This window comes from Planotetraspora thailandica (assembly GCF_016863335.1).
Taxonomy (GTDB): Bacteria; Actinomycetota; Actinomycetes; order Streptosporangiales; family Streptosporangiaceae; genus Planotetraspora; species Planotetraspora thailandica.
In genome coordinates, this window is the sequence record NZ_BOOR01000019.1 from 18985 (window position 1) to 43459 (window position 24475).

The 24475-nt window shown below is 71.3% G+C and carries 18 protein-coding genes; 14 read left to right on the forward strand and 4 right to left on the reverse strand.

Annotated elements, in window-relative coordinates:
* Positions 1-4: 4 nt before the first annotated feature.
* Positions 5-1366 carry an MFS transporter gene (locus Pth03_RS15030; protein ID WP_239119050.1) on the forward strand — a complete coding sequence of 454 codons (1362 nt, stop codon included), beginning with the start codon at positions 5-7 and terminating at the stop codon, positions 1364-1366.
* Positions 1367-1383: 17 nt separating this feature from the next.
* A complete protein-coding gene (locus Pth03_RS15035) occupies positions 1384-2379 on the forward strand; it encodes an enolase C-terminal domain-like protein (RefSeq protein WP_203944876.1) in 996 nt (331 codons plus the stop codon).
* 574 nt (positions 2380-2953) lie between these two features.
* Here the strand turns inward: Pth03_RS15035 and Pth03_RS15040 are convergent.
* The gene (locus tag Pth03_RS15040; RefSeq protein ID WP_239119051.1) at positions 2954-4366 is read right to left on the reverse strand and encodes an LCP family protein; all 1413 of its coding nucleotides are present in this window, start codon (positions 4364-4366) and stop codon (positions 2954-2956) included.
* A gap of 104 nt (positions 4367-4470) precedes the next feature.
* Between Pth03_RS15040 and Pth03_RS15045 the strand changes: the two genes are divergently transcribed.
* Entirely contained in the window at positions 4471-5430 is a 960-nt protein-coding gene (locus Pth03_RS15045; RefSeq protein ID WP_239119052.1) for an alpha/beta hydrolase, read from the forward strand.
* Here the strand turns inward: Pth03_RS15045 and Pth03_RS15050 are convergent.
* The gene (locus Pth03_RS15050; protein ID WP_203944879.1) at positions 5403-6893 is read right to left on the reverse strand and encodes an alpha/beta hydrolase family protein; all 1491 of its coding nucleotides are present in this window, start codon (positions 6891-6893) and stop codon (positions 5403-5405) included. The two genes, Pth03_RS15045 and Pth03_RS15050, sit on opposite strands and share 28 nt — an antisense overlap.
* Positions 6894-7019: 126 nt before the next feature.
* On the opposite strand from Pth03_RS15050, the gene Pth03_RS15055 reads away from it, so the two are divergent.
* Together Pth03_RS15055 and Pth03_RS42105 are read left to right on the forward strand one after the other, a co-directional pair.
* Positions 7020-8129 carry an exonuclease SbcCD subunit D gene (locus Pth03_RS15055; RefSeq protein ID WP_203944880.1) on the forward strand — a complete coding sequence of 370 codons (1110 nt, stop codon included), beginning with the start codon at positions 7020-7022 and terminating at the stop codon, positions 8127-8129.
* A 34-nt stretch (positions 8130-8163) separates the two neighbouring features.
* Complete coding sequence (locus tag Pth03_RS42105; protein ID WP_203944881.1) at positions 8164-11649, forward strand: AAA family ATPase; 3486 nt, start codon at positions 8164-8166, stop codon at positions 11647-11649.
* Here the strand turns inward: Pth03_RS42105 and Pth03_RS15065 are convergent.
* The gene (locus tag Pth03_RS15065; RefSeq protein WP_239119056.1) at positions 11630-12340 is read right to left on the reverse strand and encodes a M50 family metallopeptidase; all 711 of its coding nucleotides are present in this window, start codon (positions 12338-12340) and stop codon (positions 11630-11632) included. The two genes, Pth03_RS42105 and Pth03_RS15065, sit on opposite strands and share 20 nt — an antisense overlap.
* A 112-nt stretch (positions 12341-12452) precedes the next feature.
* On the opposite strand from Pth03_RS15065, the gene Pth03_RS15070 reads away from it, so the two are divergent.
* The 5 genes from Pth03_RS15070 to Pth03_RS15090 all read left to right on the forward strand — a co-directional run bounded on the left by Pth03_RS15070 (position 12453) and on the right by Pth03_RS15090 (position 18235).
* Complete coding sequence (locus tag Pth03_RS15070) at positions 12453-13538, forward strand: magnesium and cobalt transport protein CorA (RefSeq protein WP_239119053.1); 1086 nt, start codon at positions 12453-12455, stop codon at positions 13536-13538.
* 79 nt (positions 13539-13617) lie between these two features.
* Entirely contained in the window at positions 13618-14100 is a 483-nt protein-coding gene (locus tag Pth03_RS15075) for a PadR family transcriptional regulator (protein ID WP_203944883.1), read from the forward strand.
* A 2-nt stretch (positions 14101-14102) separates the two neighbouring features.
* Positions 14103-15074 (forward strand): ATP-binding cassette domain-containing protein, encoded by a 972-nt coding sequence (locus tag Pth03_RS15080; RefSeq protein ID WP_203944884.1) that lies wholly within the window; start codon positions 14103-14105, stop codon positions 15072-15074.
* A gap of 4 nt (positions 15075-15078) precedes the next feature.
* A complete protein-coding gene (locus Pth03_RS15085; protein WP_203944885.1) occupies positions 15079-15933 on the forward strand; it encodes an ABC transporter permease in 855 nt (284 codons plus the stop codon).
* 88 nt (positions 15934-16021) lie between these two features.
* The gene (locus tag Pth03_RS15090; protein ID WP_203944886.1) at positions 16022-18235 is read left to right on the forward strand and encodes a thiamine pyrophosphate-dependent enzyme; all 2214 of its coding nucleotides are present in this window, start codon (positions 16022-16024) and stop codon (positions 18233-18235) included.
* A gap of 4 nt (positions 18236-18239) precedes the next feature.
* Here the strand turns inward: Pth03_RS15090 and Pth03_RS15095 are convergent, their stop codons facing one another.
* Positions 18240-18827: an SACE_7040 family transcriptional regulator gene (locus Pth03_RS15095; RefSeq protein WP_203944887.1), complete on the reverse strand. Its 588-nt coding sequence runs from the start codon at positions 18825-18827 to the stop codon at positions 18240-18242.
* A 39-nt stretch (positions 18828-18866) separates the two neighbouring features.
* Between Pth03_RS15095 and Pth03_RS15100 the strand changes: the two genes are divergently transcribed.
* Genes Pth03_RS15100 through Pth03_RS15115 form a run of 4 tightly spaced genes read left to right on the forward strand, consistent with a single transcriptional unit; the run spans position 18867 to position 24402 of the window.
* Positions 18867-20441 carry a carboxyl transferase domain-containing protein gene (locus tag Pth03_RS15100; protein ID WP_203944888.1) on the forward strand — a complete coding sequence of 525 codons (1575 nt, stop codon included), beginning with the start codon at positions 18867-18869 and terminating at the stop codon, positions 20439-20441.
* A gap of 8 nt (positions 20442-20449) precedes the next feature.
* Positions 20450-22372, forward strand: a complete 1923-nt coding sequence (locus Pth03_RS15105; protein ID WP_203944906.1) for an acetyl/propionyl/methylcrotonyl-CoA carboxylase subunit alpha — start codon at positions 20450-20452, stop codon at positions 22370-22372.
* Entirely contained in the window at positions 22363-23256 is an 894-nt protein-coding gene (locus Pth03_RS15110; RefSeq protein ID WP_203944889.1) for a hydroxymethylglutaryl-CoA lyase, read from the forward strand. The genes Pth03_RS15105 and Pth03_RS15110 overlap by 10 nt, the downstream gene beginning before the upstream one ends.
* Complete coding sequence (locus Pth03_RS15115) at positions 23257-24402, forward strand: acyl-CoA dehydrogenase family protein (RefSeq protein WP_203944890.1); 1146 nt, start codon at positions 23257-23259, stop codon at positions 24400-24402.
* Positions 24403-24475: the final 73 nt, after the last annotated feature.

A 24475-nucleotide genomic window follows, 5' to 3' on the forward strand; every position in this document is an offset into this window, starting at 1 on the left:
GGGTGTGGCATCCGTGTTGATCGAATCTCCCGTCCGCTCTCCGAGCCGCCGCGCCCTGAGCGTCGGCATGGTCTCGCTGACCATGCTCGTGGCGTTCGAATACCTCGCGGTGGCGACGGCCATGCCCGTCGTCGGCCGCGAGCTCGACGGCTACCACCTGTACGGCCTGGCCTTCAGCGGCGGCCAGGCCGCAGGCATGATCGCCACGGTGGCGGGCGGGCGCTGGAGCGATGCGAAAGGCCCACGCGCACCCCTGTGGGCCGGAGTGGCGGCCTTCATGGTGGGGCTCGTCGTCGCCGGGACGGCCCCCGCGATGGAACTCTTCCTCGTCGGCAGGTTCGTGCAGGGACTCGGCGGCGGCCTGTTCAACGTCGCCATCTACGTCCTGGTCGCCCAGGTCTATCCGTCCCGGGAGCACCCGCGGGTGTTCTCCCTGCTGGCGACCGCGTGGGTCCTGCCCTCCGTGGTCGGGCCCGCCATCACGGGCATCGTCGCCGAGCAGCTCAGCTGGCGATGGGTGTTCCTCAGCGTGCCCGTCTTGGCCGTCCCCGCCGTACTCATGATGTGGCGGGGCATGCCCGCCGAGCTGCCCGAGCCCGCCGGCGGCCGGGCCGGACGCGACTTCGTGCCCGCCCTCGTGTGGGGAGGCCTGGCGGCGGCAGGCGCGGCCCTGCTGCAGTACGGCAGCGGCTCGGCGGAGCCGTGGCTCGCCGTCGCGGGGCTCGTCCTTCTCCTGCTCGCGTTGCCGCGGCTGCTCCCTCCGGGCACGCTACGGGCCGCGCGCGGCCTTCCCGCGGTCGTGGCGCTGCGGGGGCTCGCCGCCGGGTCGTTCTTCGCGGCCGAGGTCTTCGTGCCGCTCACCCTGACGACCGGGCGGGGGCTCAGCCCGGCAGAGGCGGGCCTGGCGCTCACCGGCGGATCGCTCGCCTGGTCGCTCGGTTCGTGGATCCAGGGTCGCGTCGCCTGGCACAGGCGGACCTTCCTCCGAATCGGCACGGCGTCGATCGCGGCGGGCATCGCGATCACCGGCCTGACCGTGTTCGGCGGTGTTCCCGTGCTCGTGGCCTTCGGCGGCTGGATCGTGACGGGGCTCGGCATCGGGCTTGTTTATCCGACTTTGTCCGTACTGACCCTCGAACTGTCCGCGCCGGGGGAGGAGGGCAGGAACTCCGCCTCGCTCAGCATCGGGGAGTCGGCCTACTCGATCGTCGCGGTCGCGATCACCGGAGCCCTGTTCACCGGGCTCGGTGGCGCGACGGCCGTGCAACTGGCCTGCTTCGGACTGCTCGTCGTCATGGCCGCGGCGGCCACCGCGGTCTCCGGCCGTTTTGACCACGCTCGCGGAACGGGCACCATGGAGATCTGAAACAAGGGGGATTTCCATTGCCGCGCGTCCGGGAACTCGAGACCTTCAGGTTGACCCTGCCGTACGGCAGGCGTCCTGAATGCGCCCTGGTGAAGATCACTGACTACGGCGGCATGTCGGGGTGGGGCGAGATCGCCGGGCCGTGCACTGAGGAAGTGCTCGAAAAGACGCTTCCCGCGTTGATCGGCGTCGACTGGGAGCACCCGTCCGAGCTGGGAGAGATCCCTGGCGGGACGGCGGGAGACATGGCCTGCTGGGACCTGTGGGGCCGGATGAACGGCGTCCCCCTGTCTCATGCCCTCGGCGGGACCCGTACGTCGCTGATCGGCACCGTCAGGGTGCAGGCCGACCGCTCGCTGGAAAGCATGGTCGCCCGGGTGAACAGGCACGTCGGAGCCGGATACGCGCATGTGACGATCGACGTGCACCCGGGATGGGACGTGGAGCCCGTCCGTGCCGTGCGCGCCGCCTATCCCGGGCTGGCCATCGCGGTCGACGGGCGCTGCGCCTACACCGACATCACCCAGCTTGAGGCGCTCGACTCCTACGACCTCGCCGCCATCGAGCGGCCATGCACCGACATGCTGACCAGCGCCGAACTCCAGGACCGGGTGAACGCGCCCGTGGCCGTCGAGGTGCATTCGTGGGCCGCGCTCGACGAGGCCGTCTCCCTGCACGCTGGACGCGCCCTGCTGCTGCGCCCGGCGAAGTTCAGCGCGCTGGGCGCGGTGAAGGCGGCGCACGACCGCGCCGTGGAGGCGGGCTGGGACATCGTCTGCTCGGGAGGCTTCGGAGCGGGGCTGGCCCGGGCCGCCACCGTCGCCGTCGCCAGCCTGCCCGGGTGCACGCTGCCGAGCGACGTCGCCGAGCCGCCGCAGAGCGCGCAGGTGGTCGTGCCGCCCGTCGGCGCCTCAGGCGGCGTCGTCGCCGTCCCCCTCACGCAGCCCGGCCTGGGCCACAACGTCGACGAAGCCCGCGTCCGCCGCCTGGCCAAGGACACCTTCCACGTCTGATTTCCAGCGCGACCCTGCAATTCAGGGGGGTGATCATGCAGAAGCTCGGCGGAACGGCGACCGACCTGCGCACCCCCCTTGCCCGTGATCATGCAGAAGTTCGAGAACATGTCATCTGACCTGCGCATTCACGGTTCGTGATCATGCAGAAGTTCGCCTGCGTCCTATCTGACCTGGGCAGCTGCTCATCGTGATCATGTACAAGTTCGTACGGATCCCGTCCCACCTGCACGTCATCCGCTCGTGATCATGCGCGCTGCTGGCTTGGCCGTACGGCCTCGCCTGTCTCGCCATGGGAGTGCATGATCACGAAGTGGAATCATGCTGGTCAAAGAGTGATTCGCCGAACTTCTGCATGATCACGAACGGCTGCGCTGCTGGTCAGAGGCGTTCCGGCGAACTTCTGCATGATCACGGGCGGAGTGCGCGCAGGTCGGGCGCCGTGTCTCCGAAGTTCTGCATGATCACGCAACGTGTTGGGGCTGGTCGGTGCGCCCTTCCGCGAACTTCTGCATGATCACCAATAAGGGGGCTGCATGATCACCCTCAAGGGGCGTGATCAAACCTTGACGGGTTAGGCGATGCCGCAGCCGGTGGTGATGGGGGTTCCGACGGGGGCCCCGGCAAGTGTTCCAGCCGGCGCCGCGGGTGTGGGTGTGGCGGCGGCGTGGAGATGGGCGGGCATGGCCGAGTCGCGGAGGGCCTCGGCGGTGAGCGTCCTGATCCGGTCCCAGTCGGGCGAAACCGTGCTGATCAACGGCGGTGTGAACTGCAGGGTCGTCACCCCGGCCTGCTTCACCTTCCAGGCCAAGGGCACCAGGTGTTCCAGCATCGGGCGGGGGATGTCGGTGCTGACGATGTCCCGCGTCACGTCGGCCATCGTGCCGAAATGGGCGAGCACGGTCGCGGGGTCGGCCTGCCTGAGCAGGGCGCCGAAGACGCAGCGCTGCCGGCGCATCCGGTCGTAGTCGTCGCTGAGCGTGCGTGAGCGGGCGTACCACAGCGCGTCCTCACCGTTGAGCCTGCGGGTGCCCGCGCTGACGGTGCCCTCGTCGTGCGAGCCGAACGTGATGTCGCGCTCGACGGTGAGAACCAGCCCGCCGAGCGTGTCGACGATCTTGGCGAAGCCCCAGATGTTGACCATCGCGTACCAGTCGACCCTGAGGCCGAGAATGTGGCCGACGGTGTCCTTCAGGGTCTGGGCGCCCATGTGGGTGCGGCCGCCGAAAAGCTCGGGGTGGTTGTCGGCGTACTGCCACACGGAATAGAGCAGGTCCTCCCGCCAGCCCGGTTTGGACTCCGGCAGGGAGAAGCCGTACGGGAAGCGCGCGGCCATGGGGCTGCCCGGCGGGAAGCGCACATGTTCGAGGTTGCGCGGCAGGCCGAGCAGCACGGTGTTCCCCGTGCGCACGTCCACGCTCGCCACGTTGATGCTGTCGGTTCTGATGCCGACGCGGCTCGGGTCGCCGTCGCCGCCCAGCAGCAGCACGTTGACGCGGTCCCGTCCGGCCCAGGGGTCCTGCGGCCTGACCGGATCGCCGGGAAGCCCGGGGGCGGCGGCGAAGACGGCGTCGAGGGTCCGGTGCGACACGAGGGCGTATTCGGCGACCAGGACGAACGGCGCCGCGACCACGACGGCCATCGTGCCGCAGGCCACGCCGGTCACCACCTGGGCTCCCTGCGGCAGGTCTCCGGGGCGCAGGACCACGAACGAGTGGACGAGCAGGAAGATCCAGCAGATGCCGGCCGCCAGCGCGGCGACGGTGATCTCGGTCAGCCAGGCGAGCGCGCGCCCGGCCAGGCCGGCGTCGGCGGACGAGGTCACCACGCTCACGCAGACGGCCGACACGGCGTACGCCCCGAGCAGGGCGAACCCCGTGCGCCGCCACCCGGCGCGCAGATGGGCGAGGCCCGGCACCAGGGCCGACAGGGCGACCCAGCCGATCAGCGCCGTGGTTTTTCTCGTCGTTACATCCCAAGAACGCACCTTTCTCATTGAAGCCGCAGGCCCCCGGATATACCGACGCATCACCGGCGTCCAGCGATTCGCTACCGGCCGTTTGCCTTGTCCGTTAACGGGCGCCGTTTACCATGTGCGCCGTGGATGACATCCTCGGCCCCGATTACCAGGCCATTACGCTCCCCATGGGCCACGACGCCGAGGGAGAGGTCGTCGCGACACTCGTGTGCCGCCCCGTCCCAGGCTCGCGGCGGGCCGTGCTCTACATCCACGGCTTCACCGACTACTTCTTCCAGACCCACGTCGCCGACCACTTCATCGCCCAGGGCATCGGCTTCTACGCTCTGGACCTGCGCAAGTACGGCCGGTCGTTGCTGCCGCACCAGACGAGGGGACTGATCGGGAGCGTCACCGACTACTTCCCCGAGATCGACGAGGCGGTCCGCGTCATCCGGCGCGACTGCGACGAGCTGACGATCAAGGCGCATTCGACCGGCGGCCTGATCGCCGCCCTGTGGGCCGACCGGGTGCGCGGCCGCGGTCTGGTCGACGCGCTGGTCCTCAACAGCCCGTTCCTCGACCTCAACGTTTCCGCCGCGGTCCGTGGAGCGGCCGACGCGCTCGGGGGAGTGATGGCGAGGCTCCCCGCGAAGGCGGTGCTACCGCTCGGAACGGCCACCGTGTACGGCGCGAGCCTCCACCGCGACCACCAGGGCGAATGGGACTACGACCTCGCGTGGAAGCCGCTGGAGGGCTTCCCCGTGCACGCGGTGTGGCTGGCGGCGATCAGGAGGGCGCACCGGCGCCTCCACGCCGGGCTGGGCGTCGACGTGCCGGTGCTCGTGCTCGCCGCCGAGCAGAGCCTGCGCGTCCGCGACTTCGTGCCGGGGGCGCACGGCGCCGACGTGGTGCTCGACACCGAGCAGATCGCCAAATGGTCGACGAAGATCGGCCCCCGCGTCACCTGCGTGCGCGTGCCGGGCGGCATGCACGACCTGACCTTGTCGGCCGCGCCGGTCCGCAAGCAGGTGCTCGCCGAGATCGACCGCTGGATGGCCTACGCCTACCAGGGGAAGGAGTACAGGCCGTAATAGGCGGCGGTGACCAGCAGCAGCCCGGTGCCTCCGAGCACCCCCGTCAGCACGGTCTTCTGCCACAGGGTGGGCTCCCACCCGTCACGCAGGCCGCTCAGCACGGCCGCGCCCGCCGCCACCTCCTGCACGAGCATCACGACCGCCAGCGCCCGCACGACCAGCCATCCGGCCTGTACGGCAGGCCACGCACCGGCCTGGTTGACCGAGAAGAGCACGATCAGCGTGATGAACGCGAGGACGGCGGCGAGTTCGCCGAGGCCGGTCCAGCCCATCCAGCGCAGCCGCCGCCGTACGGCCGGCCACGCGTCGGCGGCCGACTGGAGGGAGGGGCCGCCACCCCTGATCCGGACCACCATCTCGGTCACCGGGGCCGCGGCGTAGCCGGCGGAGGCCAACATGATCGTCAGCCAGAAGATCGTGCTGCCGCCGTACCACGGGGCCGCCGGAACGTCGCTCGCCTCGAACCGCTGGACGGGCGTGGCGCCAGCGATCGGCACGGCGGGCTTGGCCGTACCGGGGAGGTCCTTGATCCAGTTGGCCAGGGTGGGCAGGTAGTCGGGCACGTACGGCCCGCCGGTCATCCGCATCGCGTGGTCGGCCCCGGCGAGGAAGCGGATGGTGTAGTCGGGGTCGCCGCCCTCGTCCATGGCGGTCGTGAGCGTCTCGGTGCTCTCCACGAACGGGATCGAGGGGTCGTCGGTGCCGTAGAGCGCGAGGACCGGCTGCTTCATGCCGCGTAGCGCGGGGAAGCCGTCGTGGCGCAGGAAGTCGAAGCCGACCCCGCCCATGGCCCGGGTCAGCAGGTCGCGCACGCCGGTCGGCGCGTACAGGCGCTGCAGTTGCTCGTTGAGCGCCCACGCGACCTGCCGCAGCGGGGACACGTTGGGCGAGGACACCAGGACGACGTATGCCACGTCGGGGCTGGCGGCGGCGATCGGCACCACCCAGCCGCCCTCGCTGACCCCCCACATCCCGGCCCTGGACGGGTCGACGTCCGGCCTGGCCAGTAGTACGCGCAGCATGCGCAGCGCGTCGTCGGCGAGCAGGGAGAAGTCGCGCTCGCGGAAGTTGTAGCCGACCGTGCGCTTGTCGTAGGAGATGTTCACGATGCCGGCCTTGGCGAGCCATTCGGACTGACTGGCGAACTCCGATCCGCTGCCCGACCCCGACCCCTGAACGAACACCATCGCCGGGTGCCTGCCGGGTGTCGCGGGCGACCTGATCGTCGCGGTGAGCGTCTCGTCCTTGGCTGCGACGGCGACCCGCTCGGTCTTGATCGGCGCCGAGGTGTCGACGTGCCTGAGCTCGGAGGCGGGCTGGGCGGGCAGTGAGCGGAACTCCGCGGACGCGGCCAGCGGCGCCGGATCGAAGGCCGGCGGAGACAGGACATAACCGATCGCCGCGAGTGCGATCATCAGCACACTCGCCGCGATTCCCAGCGTGCCCCGGCCGACGTTCATGAGGCCGCTCCCCGATGGATCATCGTTTACTCAACTTAGGCTAAGTCATTACTCGATCACAGTGCCGGAGGCCACAGAGATCAATGGGGCCACATTTGTCGGAGGGACCTGTTAGTTTCCTGCGCCATGCGCGTTCTGCACACCTCCGACTGGCATCTCGGCCGGTCGTTCCACCGAGAGAGCCTGCTCGGCGCCCAGGCCGCCTTCGTCGACCACCTGGTCGAGACGGTCACGGCGGAGCGCGTCGACGTCGTGGCGATCTCCGGAGACGTCTATGACAGGGCCCTCCCGTCGGTGGACGCGGTCAAGTTGTGCGACGAGGCCCTGGCCAGGCTCAGAGCTCTCGACGTGGACACCGTGCTGATCAGCGGCAACCACGACTCCGCCGTACGGCTCGGCTTCGGCGCCGGCCTCATGGACCGGGTCCACCTGCGGACCATCCCGTCGAAGGCGTGGGAGCCGGTGGTCGTCGGCGACACGGCGTTCTACGGCATCCCCTACCTGGAGCCCGAGCTGGTCAGAGGCGAATGGGAGCTGGCCGAGCGCACCCACACGGCCGCCATCTCGCACGCGATGGACAGGATCCGCGCCGACAGGGCCGACCGGCGCAAGGTCGTGCTGGCCCACGTGTTCGTCACCGGAGGCGAGGCGAGCGACAGCGAGCGGGACATCAGTGTCGGAGGGGTGTCCCACGTGCCGCTCGCGGCCTTCTCCGGGGTCGACTACGTGGCGCTCGGACACCTGCACGGCCGCCAGTCGATGAGCGAGACCGTGCGTTACTCGGGGTCGCCCATCGCCTACTCGTTCTCCGAGGTGAACCAGCGCAAGGGCTCCTGGCTCGTGGACCTGGACGCCGGGGCGCAGGCCGCCGAGTTCGTCCCGGCGCCCGTGCCCAGGCCCGTCGGCACGCTGAAGGGCCGCATCGACGACCTGCTGACACAGGAGAGGTACGCCGACCGCGAGGACCACTGGCTCCAGGTGACGCTCACCGACCCGGTACGGCCACGCGAGGCGATGGAACGGCTCCGGCGTCGCTTTCCTCACACGCTGGCGTTGGCCTTCGCCCCCGACGGCCCGGCCGCCGAGTCCGCCCGGCCGCCCCGGATCGCGGGACGCGCCGAGATAGACGTGGCCGCCGACTTCGTGCGCGCGGTGCGCGGGGAGCCCGCCGACGAGGATGAGATCCGCGTGCTCGGCGAGGCCGTGGAAGCCTCCAGGATCAAGGAGTTCGCGTGAGAGGGTCGTGCGGGTTCCGGGCGAGGGAGGCTTCGTGAGGTTGCACCGGCTGGAGCTGGAGGCATTCGGGTCGTTCCCCGGGCGTGAGGAGGTCGACTTCGACGCGCTCGGCGAGGCCGGCCTCTTCCTCATCCACGGCCCGACCGGCGCCGGCAAGACGACCGTGCTCGACGCGGTGTGCTACGCCCTCTACGGCCGGGTGCCGGGCCGCCGCGACAGTGCTCGCAGCCTGCGATGCGACCACGCGCCGCCGGGCCGAGGCCCCAGCGTGTCGCTCGAGACGACGATCCGGGGGCGGCGGCTGCGCATCACCCGCTCGCCCGAGTGGTCGCGGCCCAAGTTGCGCGGCACGGGGGTGACCAAGGAGCCCGCGAAGGCGCGGGTGGAGGAGTTCACCGACGGGTGGCACGCGTTGACCACCCGTTCGGATGAGGCGGGGCACCTGATCGGTGAGCTGCTGGGCATGAACGCCGACCAGTTCTGCCAGGTCGCCATGTTGCCCCAGGGCGCGTTCGCGCGCTTCCTCCAGGCGGACGGAGACGAGCGGCGCGCTCTCCTGGAGAAGCTGTTCTCCGTCAAGATCTTCACCGATGCCGAGGCGTGGCTGGCCGAGCACCGCACCCGCACCGGCCGCGACATGCAGGAGCTGCGGCAGAAGGCCGACGCCGTCGTCGACCGCATGCGCGGCGCGGCCGGAGACGGGCTGCCCGTCCCCGACGACGAGCCGGAGTCGGTGATCGGCGTGGCCGAGTCCGCGCTGGAGCGGGCCGCCGACGAGTGCGTGCGCAGCCAGGCCGTGATGCAGGAGGCCCGCGAGCGGCTCCAATGGGGGCAGGAGCTCGCCGGACGCCGGCGCAGGCACGCCGACGCGCTCGCCCGCCGGGAGGCGCTGGACGGCGTGGCCGAAGAACGGGCCGACATCCAGGCGATCCTCGACGAGGCCGCGCGCGCCGCCCAGGTCCTGCCGCTCCTGCGCCAGGTGGAGCAGCGGGCCGAGACCGCCGCCAAAGCCAGGCGACTGGCCGCGGACGCCGTGGCCCGCGCCCTGCCCGGAACGCCGGCGCCGGATGAGGACAGGCTCGCAGAGCTCGAGCGGGAGCGCCGCGACGAGGTCGCCCGCCTGCGTCAGCTCCTTCCCGAGGAGACGCGGCTGGCCCAGGTTCGCGCCGGCATCGAGGCCGCCCGGCGGAGGGCGGCCGCCGCCGGGGAGCGGGAGGCGGCGGTGGCGCTGCGGCTGGCGGCGCTCCCGGAGGAGCGGCGCGCGGCCGACGAACGGGTGGAGGCGGCGCGCCTGGCCGCCGCGGGCGTCCCCGGCCTGCGCGCCGCGTGGGAGTCGGCGGCACGGCTGGCGGAGCTCACCCGCGCCATGGGAGCGCTGGAAGCCGAACTGGTCGAGCTGGCCGACGGTGAGGCCGGGCTGCTCGCCGAGCAGGCGGAGCTGCCCGGCGTGCTCGCCGGCGCCGAGGACCGGCTGAGGGAGGTTCACGCCGAGGCCGCCGGGATCCCCGCGCTTGAGGCCGCGTGCGGGGCGGCTCGTGACAGAGCCGAGGCGGCGGAGCTGCGCGACGCGCTCACCGCCGAGCTCGCGGCGGCCGAGCGTGACCGGCACGCCGTCACCGACCGGGCGCAGGAGTCGCTCGACCGGCTCCTGAAGGTCCGCCAGACCCGCATCGAGGGCATGGCCGCCGAGCTGGCGGCCTCCCTCGTCGCGGGGCAGCCGTGCGCGGTGTGCGGGTCGGCCGACCATCCCTCCCCGGCCGTGGCCGCCGGCGAAGCGGTGGACGCCGAAGACGAGCAGGAGGCGCAGGAGGCGTTCGAGGTCGCCAGGGGGGTGCGCGAGCAGGCCGAGTCGGTCGTCGCGTCGCTGGAGTCCCGGCTCGGCGAGGTCGAGCCCCGTTCGGGGGGGCTGGCGGCGGGTGAGGCCCGCGCCGCGCTCGCCGAGGCGGAGGCGGAGCTGTCCCGCGCGCGTGAGGCGGCCGCGACGGAGCCTGCCGTGTCCGCGGAGGTGCGCGGGCTGTCGGCCCGGCTCGACGCGGCCCGCGACCGGGCCGCCGCGGCGGCGCTGCGGATCGCCGAGGCCAAGACGGCGCTGGCCGCTCTGATCGACGAGCGCGCCCGCCTGCACACGGCCGGGGACACGGCCGCGGACACGGCCCAAACAGGCACGGCCCGAACAGACGCGGCCCAACAAGACGCGACCCGAGACGTCACCCAAGGAGGCCGGGCTCAGGGAGATCCGGCATTCGCCGGGGCGGATGCCGAAACCGGTGCCGCCGAACGGTTGCGGGAGGCGGAGCGCGCACTGCGCGATGCCGAGGCGGAGGCGGCGCGCGAACCCGAGCTGGCCCAGGCGGCCGCCCGCCTCGCAGCCGAGCTCGATGACCTGACGGGTCAGGCCCACGAGGCCGCGCTCGAGGCGACGCAGGCGCGGGCGCTCACCGAGCAGCTGTCGGCGGAGGAGGTCAGGCTGGCCGAGCTGGTGGACGCGGCGCGAGGCCGGGACGTCTCGCTGGCCGCCCGCCTCGACCGGCTCGCCGACGAGGCCGACCTCATCAGGGACGCGGCCCAGGCGGCGCGTGCCAGCGCCGCCGCCGGCCGCGAGCACGCGGCGGCGCTGGAGCAGGCCGGGGAGGCGGCGGCCGAGGCGGGGTTCGCCGGGCTCGAACACGCGGGGGCCGCGCTGCGCGCGCAGGCCGACCTGGACGCGATGACCGAGCGGCTCCGGTCCCTCGACGCCGAGCAGGCGGCCGTCGACCGGCTCCTCGCCGATCCCGAGCTCGTCGCGGCCGCCGCGGAGCCGGCCCCCGATCTGGTGGCGTTGCAGGAGGCGCACGACACGGCCGAGCGGGAGCACTCCGGCCGCACCTCAGCCAGGGATCTCGCCCGGGACAGGGTCGAGCGCCTCACCGGCCTGGCGGGCGAGCTGGGCGAGGCCCTCGCCCGCTATCGGCCGGCCGAGGAGAGGCATCGCCTCGCGCGGCGGCTCGCGGAGCTGGCGGGCGGCACGTCGCCGGACAACCAGTGGCACATGCGCCTGTCGTCGTACGTGCTGGGGGAGCGCCTCAGGCAGGTCGTGGAGGCGGCGAACGAGCGGCTCGACCGCATGTCGTCGGGGCGTTATCTCCTGCAGCACGACCTGCGCCGCGCCGCGGGAGACCGGGGCAGGTCGGGAGGCGGGCTCGGCCTGCGCGTGCTGGACGCGTGGACCGGCGTCGACCGCGACCCTGCCACCCTGTCGGGCGGGGAGAGCTTCGTCGCCTCGCTGGCGCTCGCCCTGGGCTTGGCCGACGTCGTCACGGCGGAGGCGGGAGGCGCCGAGATCGCCACCCTTTTCGTGGACGAGGGCTTCGGCACGCTCGACGAGGACACCCTCGACGACGTGCTCGACATCCTCGACGGCCTGCGTGAAGGCGGCAGGGCCGTCGGGATCGTCAGCCACGTCGCCGAGCTGCGGGTGCGCATCCCGGTGCGGCTCCAGGTCCGCAAGGGCCGGTCGGGTTCTACGCTGTCGGTCCGCTGACCATCAGCAGGTAGGCCCCGGACGCGAACGCGGCGCCGGACACGAGCAGGAACAGCACGACCCAGAACGTGCCCGGCAGGCGGGTCAGGCGGGCGAGCTGGTCGGCGTCGGAGTCGGCCGCCCGTCCCCTGCGCCGCTTGCTCTGCAACTCGATGATCGGGCGCAGGCCGCCGAGCAGCAGGAACCAGACGGCCCCGTGCGCGAGCACGCCCTGCACGTCCTGCGGCGCGTACCACGACAGCGCGAAGACCGCCCCGCCGACGACCAGCAGCGACACGACGCCGAAGAGGTTCCTGATCATCAGCAGCATGCACGCGAGCAGCACCAGGACGGCCCACAGCAGCAGCGTGACGTAGCCGGAGGCGAGGAGCCGGGCCGCTCCGAGCCCGAGGAGCGAGGGCGCGACATATCCGGCGGCCGCCGTGGCGATCATGCCGGGGCCGGTGGGCCTGCCCCGGGTGAGCGTCACGCCGGAGGTGTCGGAGTGGAGCCGGATGCCTTGCAGCTTCCTGCGGGTGAGCACGGCCACCAGGGCGTGCCCGCCTTCGTGCGCGATCGTGACAAGCCCGCGCGAGATGTGCCACGCCGGCCGGTAGGAGACGATCGCGAGCGCGACGACTCCGGACACGATGATCAGCCAGTGCGGGGGTGCGACCTGGGTCGCGGTCAGCTGGTTCCAGACGGCGTTCAGTGGGGCCACCTCCGCGGGGAATCGTACGGCCTGTCGTGCCGGGGAGGGCATCAGGCTCTACCGTCTATGTGTGGCTGAGCGGCGAATGCGTGGATTACGTGGCTTGATGCGGATGAAGCCGGAACAGGCTCCCGAGCACTCCTTGGACCCGAGAGCGGGCGCCGAGGAGGCGGCGCACGAAAGCGTCGTCAACAACGCGGTGTACCTCGACGGCAAGCGGGTGGACTCCCCGGGCTCGCTGCCCGCCGCCATCGCCTCGCTGCGCTCCCGGCCCGGGGCGATGGCCTGGATCGGCCTCTACCGGCCGGGGGAGGACGAGCTGGCCAGGGCCGCCGAGGAGTTCGGCCTGCACGAACTGGCCGTGGAGGACGCCATCGTCGCCCACCAGCGGCCGAAGGCCGACCGCTACGGCGACACCCTCTTCGTCGTGCTCAGGGCCGCTCAGTATCTCGACCAGCCGGAGAAGGTCGAGTTCGGCGAGCTGCACGTCTTCGTCGGCCCCGACTTCGTCCTGACCGTACGGCACAGCGAGGCGCCGGACCTGTCGAGGGTGCGCCGCCGCATGGAGTCGAACCCGGATCTTCTGCGCCAGGGTCCGCAGGCGGTGCTGTACGCGATCCTCGACGCGGTGGTCGACGGCTACGCGCCGGTGGTCGCCGGGCTGCAGAACGACGTGGACGAGATCGAGGTGCAGGTGTTCGGCGGCGACCCTGCCGCGCCCCGGCGCATCTACGCCCTGTCGCGGGAGGTGATCGAGTTTCAGCGGGCCACCAGCCCCCTGGTCGGCATGCTCGACGGATTCATCGCGGCCTCGCCCAAATACGGAGTGGACGAGGAGCTGCAGAGTTATCTGCGCGACGTGTCCGACCACGCGATCACGGTGACCGAGCGCGTGTCGGCGTTCCGGCAGATGCTCCAGGACATCCTGATCGTCAACTCGACCCTGGTCAGCCAGGCGCAGAACGAGGAGATGACCAAGCTCACGGCGGCCAGCATCGCCCAGGGCGACGAGGTCAAGAAGATCTCCGCGTGGGCGGCCATCCTGTTCGCGCCGACGCTGGTCGGCACCATCTACGGGATGAACTTCGACCACATGCCGGAGCTGCACTGGCTGCTCGGCTACCCGTTCGCCGTGCTGCTCATGGCGGCGGTCTGCCTCGCCCTCTATCTCGTGTTCAAGCGCCGCGACTGGCTCTGACCGGTAAAGCGCGGGTCAAAAAGGGCCTTGCTCTGCCGACTATCAAGATATATCGTTCAGCTATCTCGATAGTTGACGGATGATGATGGACGACGATCTCAGACTTCCCCCGCACCCTCCTCTCGCGCCCCGCGTCCGACGCGGCGATGTGCGCGTGGCCCTGCTCCGGCTGCTGCTGGAGGAGCCGCGCAACGGCTACCAGATGATCGAGGAGATCTCCCGGCGCAGTGGCGGCGTCTGGCGGCCGAGCCCCGGCTCGGTCTATCCGGCGCTCCAGCAGATGGAGGACGAGGGACTCGTCGAGGGCGAGGAGTCCGGCGGCAGCCGTACCTATCGGTTGACCGGGGAGGGGCGGCGGCACGCGGACGAGCGGGCCGAGCCGTGGGACGAGGTGGCCCGCAGCCTCCCCGAGGACCGGCACGAGCTGCGCCTGTTGTGGGCCCAGCTCGGCGAGGCGTTCGTCCACCTCACGCACGTGGCGGGCGACCGGCAGGTGGCCGAGGCCAAGAAGCTCCTCAGGAGCACTCGTCAGGAGATGTTCCGGATTCTCTCGGAGGGCTAGAGATGGATGCCGCGGTGTCCGTACGCGGGCTGAAGAAGACCTACGGCAAGGTCGAGGCGGTGAAGGGGGTCGACTTCGACGTCGCCCCCGGCGAGGTGTTCGGCTTCCTCGGCCCGAACGGCGCGGGGAAGACCACGACGATCAGCATGCTCTGCACGCTGATCACCCCCACCGGCGGAACCGCCACGGTGGCCGGGCACGACGTGGTGACCGAGCGCGGGCGGGTGCGCCAGAACATCGGCCTGGTCTTCCAGGACCCGACTCTGGACGGCTACCTGACCGCCGAGCAGAACCTGCGCTTCCACGCCGAGTTGTACGGCGTGCCCAAGGCGGTGCTCGGCGACCGGCTGCGGCAGGTCATGGAGATGGTGGCCCTGTGGGATCGCAAGGACAGCAAGGTCATGACCTTCTCCGGCGGCATGAAGCGCCGGCTGGAGATCGCCAGGGGCCTGCTGCACTCGCCCCGGGTGTTGTTCCTGGACGAGCCCACGGTGGGGCTGGATCCGCAGACCCGCTCGGCCATCTGGGGCTACATCAACAAGTTGCGCCTGACCGAGGACATCACGATCTTCATGACGACGCACTACATGGAGGAGGCGGAGTTCTGCGACCGGATCGCGATCATCGACCACGGTGAGATCGTCGTGGTCGACTCTCCCGAGGCGCTCAAGGCGAGCATCGGCGAGGACCGGGTGCAGATCCAGACGGGCGACGACGAACGGGCCATCGCGCTGCTGCGGGAGCGTTTCGGCATCGAGGCCGCCGTCCGCGAGGGACAGGTCACCTTCGCCGTCGCCTCCGGCGAGGCCTTCGTGCCGCGGCTGTTCGCCGAGCTCGGGCTGCCGATCAGGTCGGTGAGCGTCTCCCGCCCGTCGCTCGACGACGTCTTCATGTCCTACACCGGTTCCACGATCCGCGACGCCGAGTCGGGCGACGGCAACGCGTGGATGCGGGCCATGGCCAGAGGAAGGTGAATCGATGACCGCCGAAGTGGTCCGGGTGAGCGTCCCCCCGATGAGCGGGTCCCACGACGTACGCGCGATCAAGGTGGTGCTCCACCGCGAGCTGCTGAGGTTCGTGAACGACCGCACCCGCATGGTGTCGATGCTGATCCAGCCCGTGTTGTGGCTGTTCGTCATGGGCACCGGGCTGGGCACGCTGGTGCGCGGGGTGATCCCCGGCGTCGACTACCGCACGTTCATGTATCCCGGCATGATCTCCATGACCGTCATCATGACGGCGATGTTCTCCGCCGGCTCGATCGTGTGGGACAGGGAGTTCGGCTTCCTGCGCGAGATGCTGGTCGCTCCGGTGGGCCGGGGCTCGATCGTCGTCGGCAAGTGCCTCGGCGGAGCCGTCGTCGCCACGGCGCAGGGCGTGATCATCCTGGCCATGGCCGGCCTGGTGGGCGTGCCGTACGAGCCGGGTCTGATCGTCACCCTGCTGGGTGAGATGTTCCTCGCGGCGTTCACGATCACGGCTTTCGGGGTGCTGCTCGCCGCCCGGATGCGCAACATGCAGTCGTTCTTCGGCGTTATGCAGATGGCCATCATGCCGATGATGTTCCTGTCCGGCGCGATGTTCCCGCTGGCCAACCTGCCGTCGTGGCTGCACGTGCTGACCACGGTCAACCCGTTGACATACGCCGTCGACCCGATGCGCCAGGCGGTCTTCGGGCACCTCGACGTGCCCGATCAGGTCGGCGCGATCCTCAATCCGGGGGTCACGTGGTTCGGCTGGCAGCTTCCTGTGATCATGGAACTCGGCCTGGTCGCGGTCGTCGGCGCCGGCCTGCTCGGCGTCGCGGTCACCCAGTTCAGCCGGACGGAGTGACGCGCCCTTCGGGGGTGCGGAAAACGAGATCTCAACGGACTCCTCACTGTGCGGGACGGAGCGTGCATCCTGCGACATAATCGGGCTTGTGGTGCGCGACGATGTGGAGACCCATTTCACCGAGGCCGTCGGCGCTCTGACGCCGGGATCCCCCAGGGATCCGAGCCTTCCGGTGCGACCGGGAACGAGCCTGACCGGCGCCCGCTGCCGGGAGCTGTTCGAGGTGCAGCTCGCCAGCCGGCTCCTCGACGTCGCCGCCCGGTTGCTGCGCGAGCGCGGTGAAGGCTTCTACACGATCGGGTCCTCCGGACATGAGGGCAACGCGGCGGTGGCCTCGGCCCTGCGGGTCTCGGACCCGGCCCTGCTGCACTACCGGTCGGGCGCGTTCTACCTGACCCGCTCGGCCCAGGCCGGACGGCTCGCCGAGGAGGGCCTGCGGGACGTGCTCCTGGGGCTGGCCGCCTCGACGGAGGAGCCGATCGCGGGAGGCCGGCACAAGGTCTTCGGCCACCACGACCTCGCGGTGATCCCGCAGACGTCCACGATCGCCAGCCACCTGCCGCGCGCCGTCGGCGTGGGCTTCGCCATCGAACGGGCCCGGACGCTCGGCGTGCCGTCCGGCTGGCCGGACGACGCGATCACCGTGTGCAGCTTCGGCGACGCCTCCGTGAACCACGCCTCTGCGCTGACCGGGCTCAACACCGCCGCGTACGGGCGGTTCCGCGGGCTCCAGCTCCCCGTGTTGTTCGTCTGCGAGGACAACGGCATCGGCATCAGCGTCAAGACGCCGCCCGGCTGGGTCGAGCAGTCGCGCCACCCCCTGCTGGAGTATTTCGAGGCCGACGGCTGCGACCTGGCCGACATCCACGACGTTGCCCTGCGCGCCGCCGAGCACGTGCGCACGACCCGGTCGCCCGCGTTCCTGCGGATGCGCACGGTCCGTCTCATGGGCCACGCCGGCTCCGACGTGGAGATCGGCTACCGGACGCGCAAGGAGATCGCCGCCGACCTGGCGCGCGACCCCCTGGTCGGTACGGCACGGCTCCTCGTCGAGGCCGGCCTGGCCGTACCGGACGAACTGCTGTCGCGTTACGAGGCCGAGCGCGACCACGTGATCAAGCTGGCGATGGAGTGCACCCGCAGGCCGCGGCTCGTCTCGGCCGAGGAGGTCATGGCGCCGCTGGCCCCGCGCGACGCCGGACGCGTCGCCGCCGAGGTCGCCCGAGTGGCGCCCGGCGAGGTGCGGGACCGCACGTTCACGACGCCGCCGGAACTGGAGGGCAAGCTCACGCTCGCGCAGTCGATCAACAGGACGCTCGCCGACGCGATGGCCGTGGACCCGGGCGTGCTGGTGTTCGGCGAGGACGTCGCGCGCAAGGGCGGCGTCTACGGCGTGACCCGCGGCCTGCTCCGCAAGTTCGGCGCCGAGCGCGTCTTCGACACCCTGCTGGATGAGCAGGCCATCCTCGGCCTCGCGCTCGGGTCGGGGCTCTCCGGGCTGCTGCCCGTGCCCGAGGTGCAATATCTCGCCTACCTGCACAACGCGCTCGACCAGATCAGGGGCGAGGCGGCCACGCTGCAGTTCTTCTCGCAGGGGGCCTACCGCAACCCGATGATCCTGCGGGTCGCCGCCTACTCTTACCAGAAGGGCTTCGGCGGGCACTTCCACAACGACAACTCGGTCGCCGCGCTGCGCGACATTCCCGGAGTGGTCGTCGCCTCACCCGCCCGCCCCGACGACGCGGCCGCCATGCTCCGCACCTGCCTGGCCGCCGCCCGTGTCGACGGCAGCGTCTGCGTCTTCCTGGAGCCGATCGCGCTCTATCACACGCGTGATCTGTTCGACGACGGCGACGGCGGGTGGCTCGCGCCGTACGCGCCGCCCGCCCGGTGGGGCGAGACCCATGTGCCGATCGGGCGGGCCCGCTCCTACGGCGACGGCCGCGACCTGACGATCGTCACCTTCGGCAACGGGCTGCGGATGAGCCTGCGGGCGGCGGTGAAGCTCACGGCCGACGAGGTGGGCTGCCGGGTGCTCGACCTGCGCTGGTTGTCGCCGCTCCCGGTGGAGGACCTGCTGCGTTCGGCCGACCTGACCGGAAACGTGCTGATCGCCGACGAGACCCGCGGCAGCGGAGGCGTCTCGGAGAGCGTGATCGCCGCGCTCGTCGACAACGGCTTCACCGGCCGGATCGCCCGGGTGACCTCGCGGGACAGCTTCGTGCCGCTGGGCGACGCGTCCTCCACCGTCCTGCTGTCGGAGGCCGACATCGAACGGGCCGCCCGCAAACTGCTCGCCTGAGCGGCTAGCGGAGTGAGGCGAAGGCCGCCCGGGCCATCTCGCGCAGGAGGGCGGCCATCGCCTCGGCAGACAGTTCTCCCGCGCTGCGCGGGGTCGAGTTGAGCAGGCCGAAGACCGCGTGGGTGGCGGCCCGCAGCCGCGCGGGCGGGCACGAGGGGTGCAGTTCGCTGAGCACCGTCACCCATTCCTCCACGTAGAGCCGCTGCAGCCGCCTGATCGCCCGGCGGGCCGGCTCGGGCACGTTGTCCAGCTCACGCTCGTGCACGCGGATCAGCGCCGGATGGTTCAGCGCGAACTCGATGTGCCCCGCCAGCAGGGCGTCGAGTGCCGCCTCCGCCGTGGCGGGGGTGGTCGCCAGCCGGGCTCCCTGCTCGTGCAGGCGCTCGCTGATGTCGAGGAGCATCTCGCTGAGCAGGGCCTCCTTGCCGCTGAAGTGCCGGTAGAGCCCGGGGCCCGAAATGCCCACGGCCGAGCCGATGTCCTCGATGGACACCCCGTGGAAACCCCGCGCCGCGAATAGGGCGGCGGCCGCGTCGAGGATCTCGCCGCGGCGATTGCGGGTAGGGGTTCGTGCGGTGGTCACGGCAGCCATGGTAGACGAGGCCAGTTAATGATGGCTAACATCCGGAACATGAGCGAAAGTGCCTGGCCGGTGCTGGAGAGCACGTGCGATCCGGGCGCCGAGCCGTACAAGCGGAACGCCGAGGCGAACGAGGCGCTCGCTGCGGACCTGCGTGACCGGCTGGCGGCGGCCGCCAAGGGCGGCCCGGAAAGGTCGAGGGAGCGGCACGTCCAGCGGGGGAAGCTGCTGCCGCGCGACAGGGTGGACACCCTGCTCGACCCGGGCTCGCGTTTCTTGGAGCTGTCCCCGCTCGCCGCGAGCGGCCTGTACGGCGGGCAGGCGCCGGCCGCGGGGATCATCACCGGGATCGGCCGGATCTCCGGCCGCGAATGCGTGGTCGTCGCCAACGACGCCACGGTCAAGGGCGGCACGTACTACCCGATCACCGTGAAGAAGCACCTCCGGGCCCAGGAGGTCGCGCTGCACAACAACCTGCCGTGCGTCTACCTGGTCGACTCCGGCGGAGCGTTCCTTCCCGAGCAGGACGAGGTCTTCCCCGACCGCGAGCACTTCGGGCGCATCTTCTACAACCAGGCCACGATGTCGGCGCGGGGCATCCCGCAGATCGCGGCCGTTCTCGGCTCTTGCACGGCGGGCGGGGCCTACGTGCCCGCGATGAGCGACGAGGCCGTGATCGTCCGCGGGCAGGGCACGATCTTCCTCGGCGGCCCGCCGCTGGTGAAGGCGGCCACCGGCGAGACCGTCACAGCGGAGGAGCTCGGCGGGGGAGAGGTGCACGCGCGGGTCAGCGGCGTCACCGACCACCTGGCCGACGACGACCCGCACGCGCTGAAGATCGTCAGGGACATCGTCGCGACGCTCGCGCCGCGCGCCCCCCGCCCGTGGGACGTCGCCCCCGCGGAGCCCCCGGCCCACGACCCGCGCGAGCTGTACGGGATCGTCCCGCAGGACACCCGCACCCCCTACGACGTGCGGGAGATCATCGCGCGCGTCGTCGACGGCAGCAGGTTCCTGGAGTTCAAGGCCGAGTACGGCCCCACCCTGGTCACCGGGTTCGCCCACATCCACGGCCACCCAGTGGGGATCGTCGCCAACAACGGCATCCTGTTCAGCGAGTCCGCCCTGAAGGGCGCGCACTTCATCGAGCTGTGCGACCGGCGCTCCATTCCGCTGGTGTTCCTGCAGAACATCAGCGGGTTCATGGTCGGCAAGGCGTACGAGGCCGGAGGCATCGCCAAGCACGGCGCCAAGATGGTCACGGCCGTGGCCTGCGCCCGGGTGCCCAAGTTCACCGTGATCGTCGGCGGCTCGTTCGGAGCGGGCAACTACGCGATGGCCGGGCGGGCCTACTCGCCGCGGTTCCTGTGGATGTGGCCGAACGCCCGCATCTCCGTCATGGGCGGCGAACAGGCGGCCGCCGTGTTGTCCACCGTGGGCAACGCCGACGCCGACGAGATCAGGGCGCAGTACGAGCGTCAGGGCAGCCCCTATTACTCGACCGCGCGGATCTGGGACGACGGGGTGATCGACCCCGTGGACACCCGCACCGTCCTCGGCCTGGCGCTCGGCGCCGCCGCGAACGCCCCCCTCGAACCCGTCGGCTACGGCGTCTTCCGGATGTGAGGCTCGTGATGTTCGACAGCGTGCTGATCGCCAACAGGGGCGAGATCGCCGTCCGGATCATCCGGACGCTGCGGGCCCTGGGCATCCGCTCGGTCGCCGTCCACAGCGACGCCGACCGCGACGCCCCCCATGTGCACGCGGCTGACCTGGCCGTACGGCTCCCGCGCGGATACCTGGACATCGAGGGCGTGGTCGAGGCGGCCCTGCGCTCCGGGGCCCAGGCCGTGCACCCCGGATACGGATTCCTGGCCGAGAACGCCGCCTTCGCCCGCCGGGTCGCCGATGCCGGGTTGGTGTTCGTCGGCCCGCCCCCCGCCGCGATCGAGGCCATGGGCGACAAGATCCGGGCCAGGGACACCGTCGCGGCGGCGGGAGTGCCCGTGGTGCCCGGCCTGGTCCCCGGCGAGGGTCCACTGGACGCCGCGCGATTGGAGGCCATCGGCCTTCCCGCGCTGATCAAGCCGTCGGCGGGCGGCGGCGGCAAGGGCATGGTGCTGGTCAGGTCGGCGGAGGAATTCCCCGGCGCGCTCGAGTCGGCCCGCCGTACGGCACTGGCCGCCTTCGGCGACGGCACGCTGCTGGTCGAGCGGTTCGTGGACGGTCCCCGCCACATCGAGATCCAGGTCATGGCGGACGCGCACGGCAACACCGTCCACCTCGGCGAGCGCGAGTGCAGCCTCCAGCGGCGGCATCAGAAGATCATCGAGGAGGCGCCGTCGCCGTTGCTCGACCCCGAGACCCGTGAGCGCATGGGCGCCGCGGCGGTCGAGGCGGCCCGGTCCGTCGGGTACGTCGGGGCGGGCACCGTCGAGTTCATCGTCCCCGGGAGCGCGGGCGGAGCCGAGTTCTTCTTCATGGAGATGAACACCCGGCTCCAGGTGGAACACCCCGTGACCGAGCTGGTGACCGGCCTCGACCTGGTCGAGCTGCAGCTCAGGATCGCCGCGGGGGAGCCCCTCGCCTTCGGCCAGGGGGACGTGCGGCTGCGCGGCCACGCCGTCGAGGCGCGGGTCTACGCCGAGGACCCCGCGCGCGACTTCCTCCCGACGGGCGGCCGGGTGCTGGCCCTGCGGGAGCCCGCGGGGGTCAGGGTCGATTCCGGGCTCGCCGAGGGCATGGTCGTCGGCAGCGACTACGACCCCATGTTGTCCAAGATCGTGGCGTGGGCCCCCGACCGCGCCGGCGCGCTGCGGGCACTGGACGCCGCCCTCGCCGAGACCGCGATCCTCGGCGTCACCACCAACGTCGGCTTCCTGCGCGCGCTGCTCGCCCATCCCGACGTGGTGGCCGGGCGGCTCGACACGGGGCTGGTCGAGAGGCATCTCGGCGACCTCGCCGGGGACGGGGTAGTGCCCGATGAGGTGCTGGCGGCGGCCGCGCTCGTGCTGCATCACCGGGAACCCAGTGACGACCCGTGGGATGTGGGCGACGGCTGGCGCCTGGGCGAGCGGGCCTGGACCGACCACCGGTACGCGAAGGTCCGCGGCTCCGTGGGTGACGCCGAGATCGAAGTTAATGGTCGTTCACTTTCGGGGCGGCTCGAACTCGACGCGGGCGAGGCCGTCGTCACGATCGACGGGATCACCCGGCGCTACGCGACGGCCTCCGACCGCGGCGTCGTCTGGCTGGCCGAGGGAGGGCGGGCCTGGCCGTTCCCCCGGCACGAGCCCGGCGACCCCGCCGACCGCCCCGGCGGCGCCCGCGGCGGCGACGGCGTCGTCCGCAGCCCCATGCCCGGCACCGTGCTCGTCGTCAAGGCGGCCGAAGGAGACCAGGTCGCCGCGGGTCAGCCGCTGCTCGTCGTGGAGGCGATGAAGATGGAACACACCGTGACCGCGCCCGCCGACGGGGTGCTCACCGAGCTGCGCGCTCGGACCGGGCAGACCGTCGAGCTGGACGCCGTGCTGGCGAAGGTGACGCCATGCGAGTGACGATCTATGAGGTCGGGCCGAGGGACGGGCTGCAGAACGAGAGCACGGTCGTGCCCGTGGACGTGAAGCGGGAGTTCATCGGCAGGCTGGCCGCGGCAGGTCTGACCACCATCGAGACGACCAGCTTCGTGCACCCCAAATGGGTGCCCCAGCTGGCCGACGCGGAGGAGCTGCTGGACAGCCTGTCTCGCGTTCCCGGCGTGTCCTACCCGGTGCTGGTGCCGAACGAGCGTGGGCTGGACCGGGCCCTGGAACGCGGGGTCAGGGATATCGCGATCTTCGCCAGCGCGACGGACACGTTCGCCCGGGCCAACCTCAACCGCACGCTGGAGTCCCAGTTCGAGATGTTCGAGCCGGTCGTCGCGCGCGCTCTCGACCACGGCATGAAGGTCAGGGCGTACGTGTCGATGTGCTTCGCCGATCCCTGGGAGGGGCCGGTCGCGCCCGCCCAGGTGGTGGAGGTCGGACGGCACCTGCTCGACCTCGGCTGCTACGAGCTGTCGCTCGGCGACACGATCGGCGTCGGGACGCCCGCCCACGTCACCGCGCTGCTGGAGGCGTTCCAGGACGCGCGGACCGACGTCGCACAACTGGCCGTGCACTTCCACGACACGTACGGCCAGGCCCTGGCCAACACCCTCACCGCGCTGCGGATGGGGGTGACGACGTTCGACTCATCGGCCGGAGGCATCGGAGGCTGCCCGTTCGCCAAGAGTGCGACCGGCAACCTCGCCACGGAAGACCTGGTCTGGATGCTGGACGGCCTCGGCATCGAGACGGGCGTCGACGTCTGCGAACTGGCCTCCACCAGCCTGTGGCTCGCCGGGAAACTCGGCCGCCCGAGCCCCTCCCGGGTCGTCCAGGCCCTCGCGAAGGAGCTGTGAATGCTGCGCGACGAGCACATCGAGCTGCGCAAGACGGTCGAGGCGTTCGCCCACGAGGTGGTCGCCCCGGTCATCGGCGACTACTACGAGCGGTGCGAGTTCCCCTACGACATCGTCCGCAAGATGGGCGCCATGGGATTGTTCGGGCTGCCCATCCCCGAGGAGTACGGCGGCATGGGCGGCGACTACTTCACCCTGTGCCTGGCCCTGGAGGAACTCGCCCGGGTCGACTCCTCGGTCGCCATCACCCTGGAGGCAGCGGTCTCCCTGGGCGCCATGCCGATCCTGCGGTTCGGTACGGCGGAGCAGAAGGAGCGCTGGCTTCCCAAGCTGGCCTCGGGAGAGATGCTGGGGGCCTTCGGCCTGACCGAGCCGGGCGGCGGTTCCGACGTGCCCGGCGGCATGCGGACCACCGCCGACCTCGACGGCGGCGAATGGGTGATCAACGGGACCAAGGCGTTCATCACCAACTCGGGCACCGACATCACCGGCTTCGTCGCCGTGGCCGCGATCACCGGTCGCAACGGTGTGAAGCCGGAGATCTCCACGATCATCGTGCCGTCGGGCACGCCCGGCTTCACGGTGTCGAAGAAGTATTCCAAGGTCGGCTGGTCGGCCTCCGACACGCGTGAACTGTCGTTCTCCGATTGCCGGGTGCCGGCGGGCAATCTGCTCGGCGTACGCGGCCGCGGCTATGCCCAGTTCCTCCAGACCCTCGACGAGGGGCGCGTCGCCATCGCGGCCCTGTCGGTCGGCCTCGCCCAGGGCTGCGTGGACGAGTCGATCCGATACGCGGCCGAACGCACGGCCTTCGGCCAGGAGATCGGCCGCTACCAGGCCATCCAGTTCAAGATCGCCGACATGGAGGCGCGGGTCCACACGGCCAGGCTGGCCTACTACCACGCCGCCGAGCGCATGCTCGCCGGCCTGCCGTTCAAGAAGGAGGCCGCGATCGCCAAGCTCGTCTCGTCGAACGCGGCCATGGACAACGCCCGCGACGCGACCCAGGTCTTCGGCGGATACGGCTTCATGAACGAGTTTCCCGTGGGCCGGTTCTACCGCGACGCCAAGATCCTGGAGATCGGCGAGGGCACCAGCGAGGTGCAGCGCATCCTGATCGCCCGCGAACTCGGCCTGGGCGCCTAGGGCGGGCGACACGCCGTACTGACCCGTCGTGCGGCCACCAGGACCGCAAGGGACCCGCCCGCGTCTTTGGGCG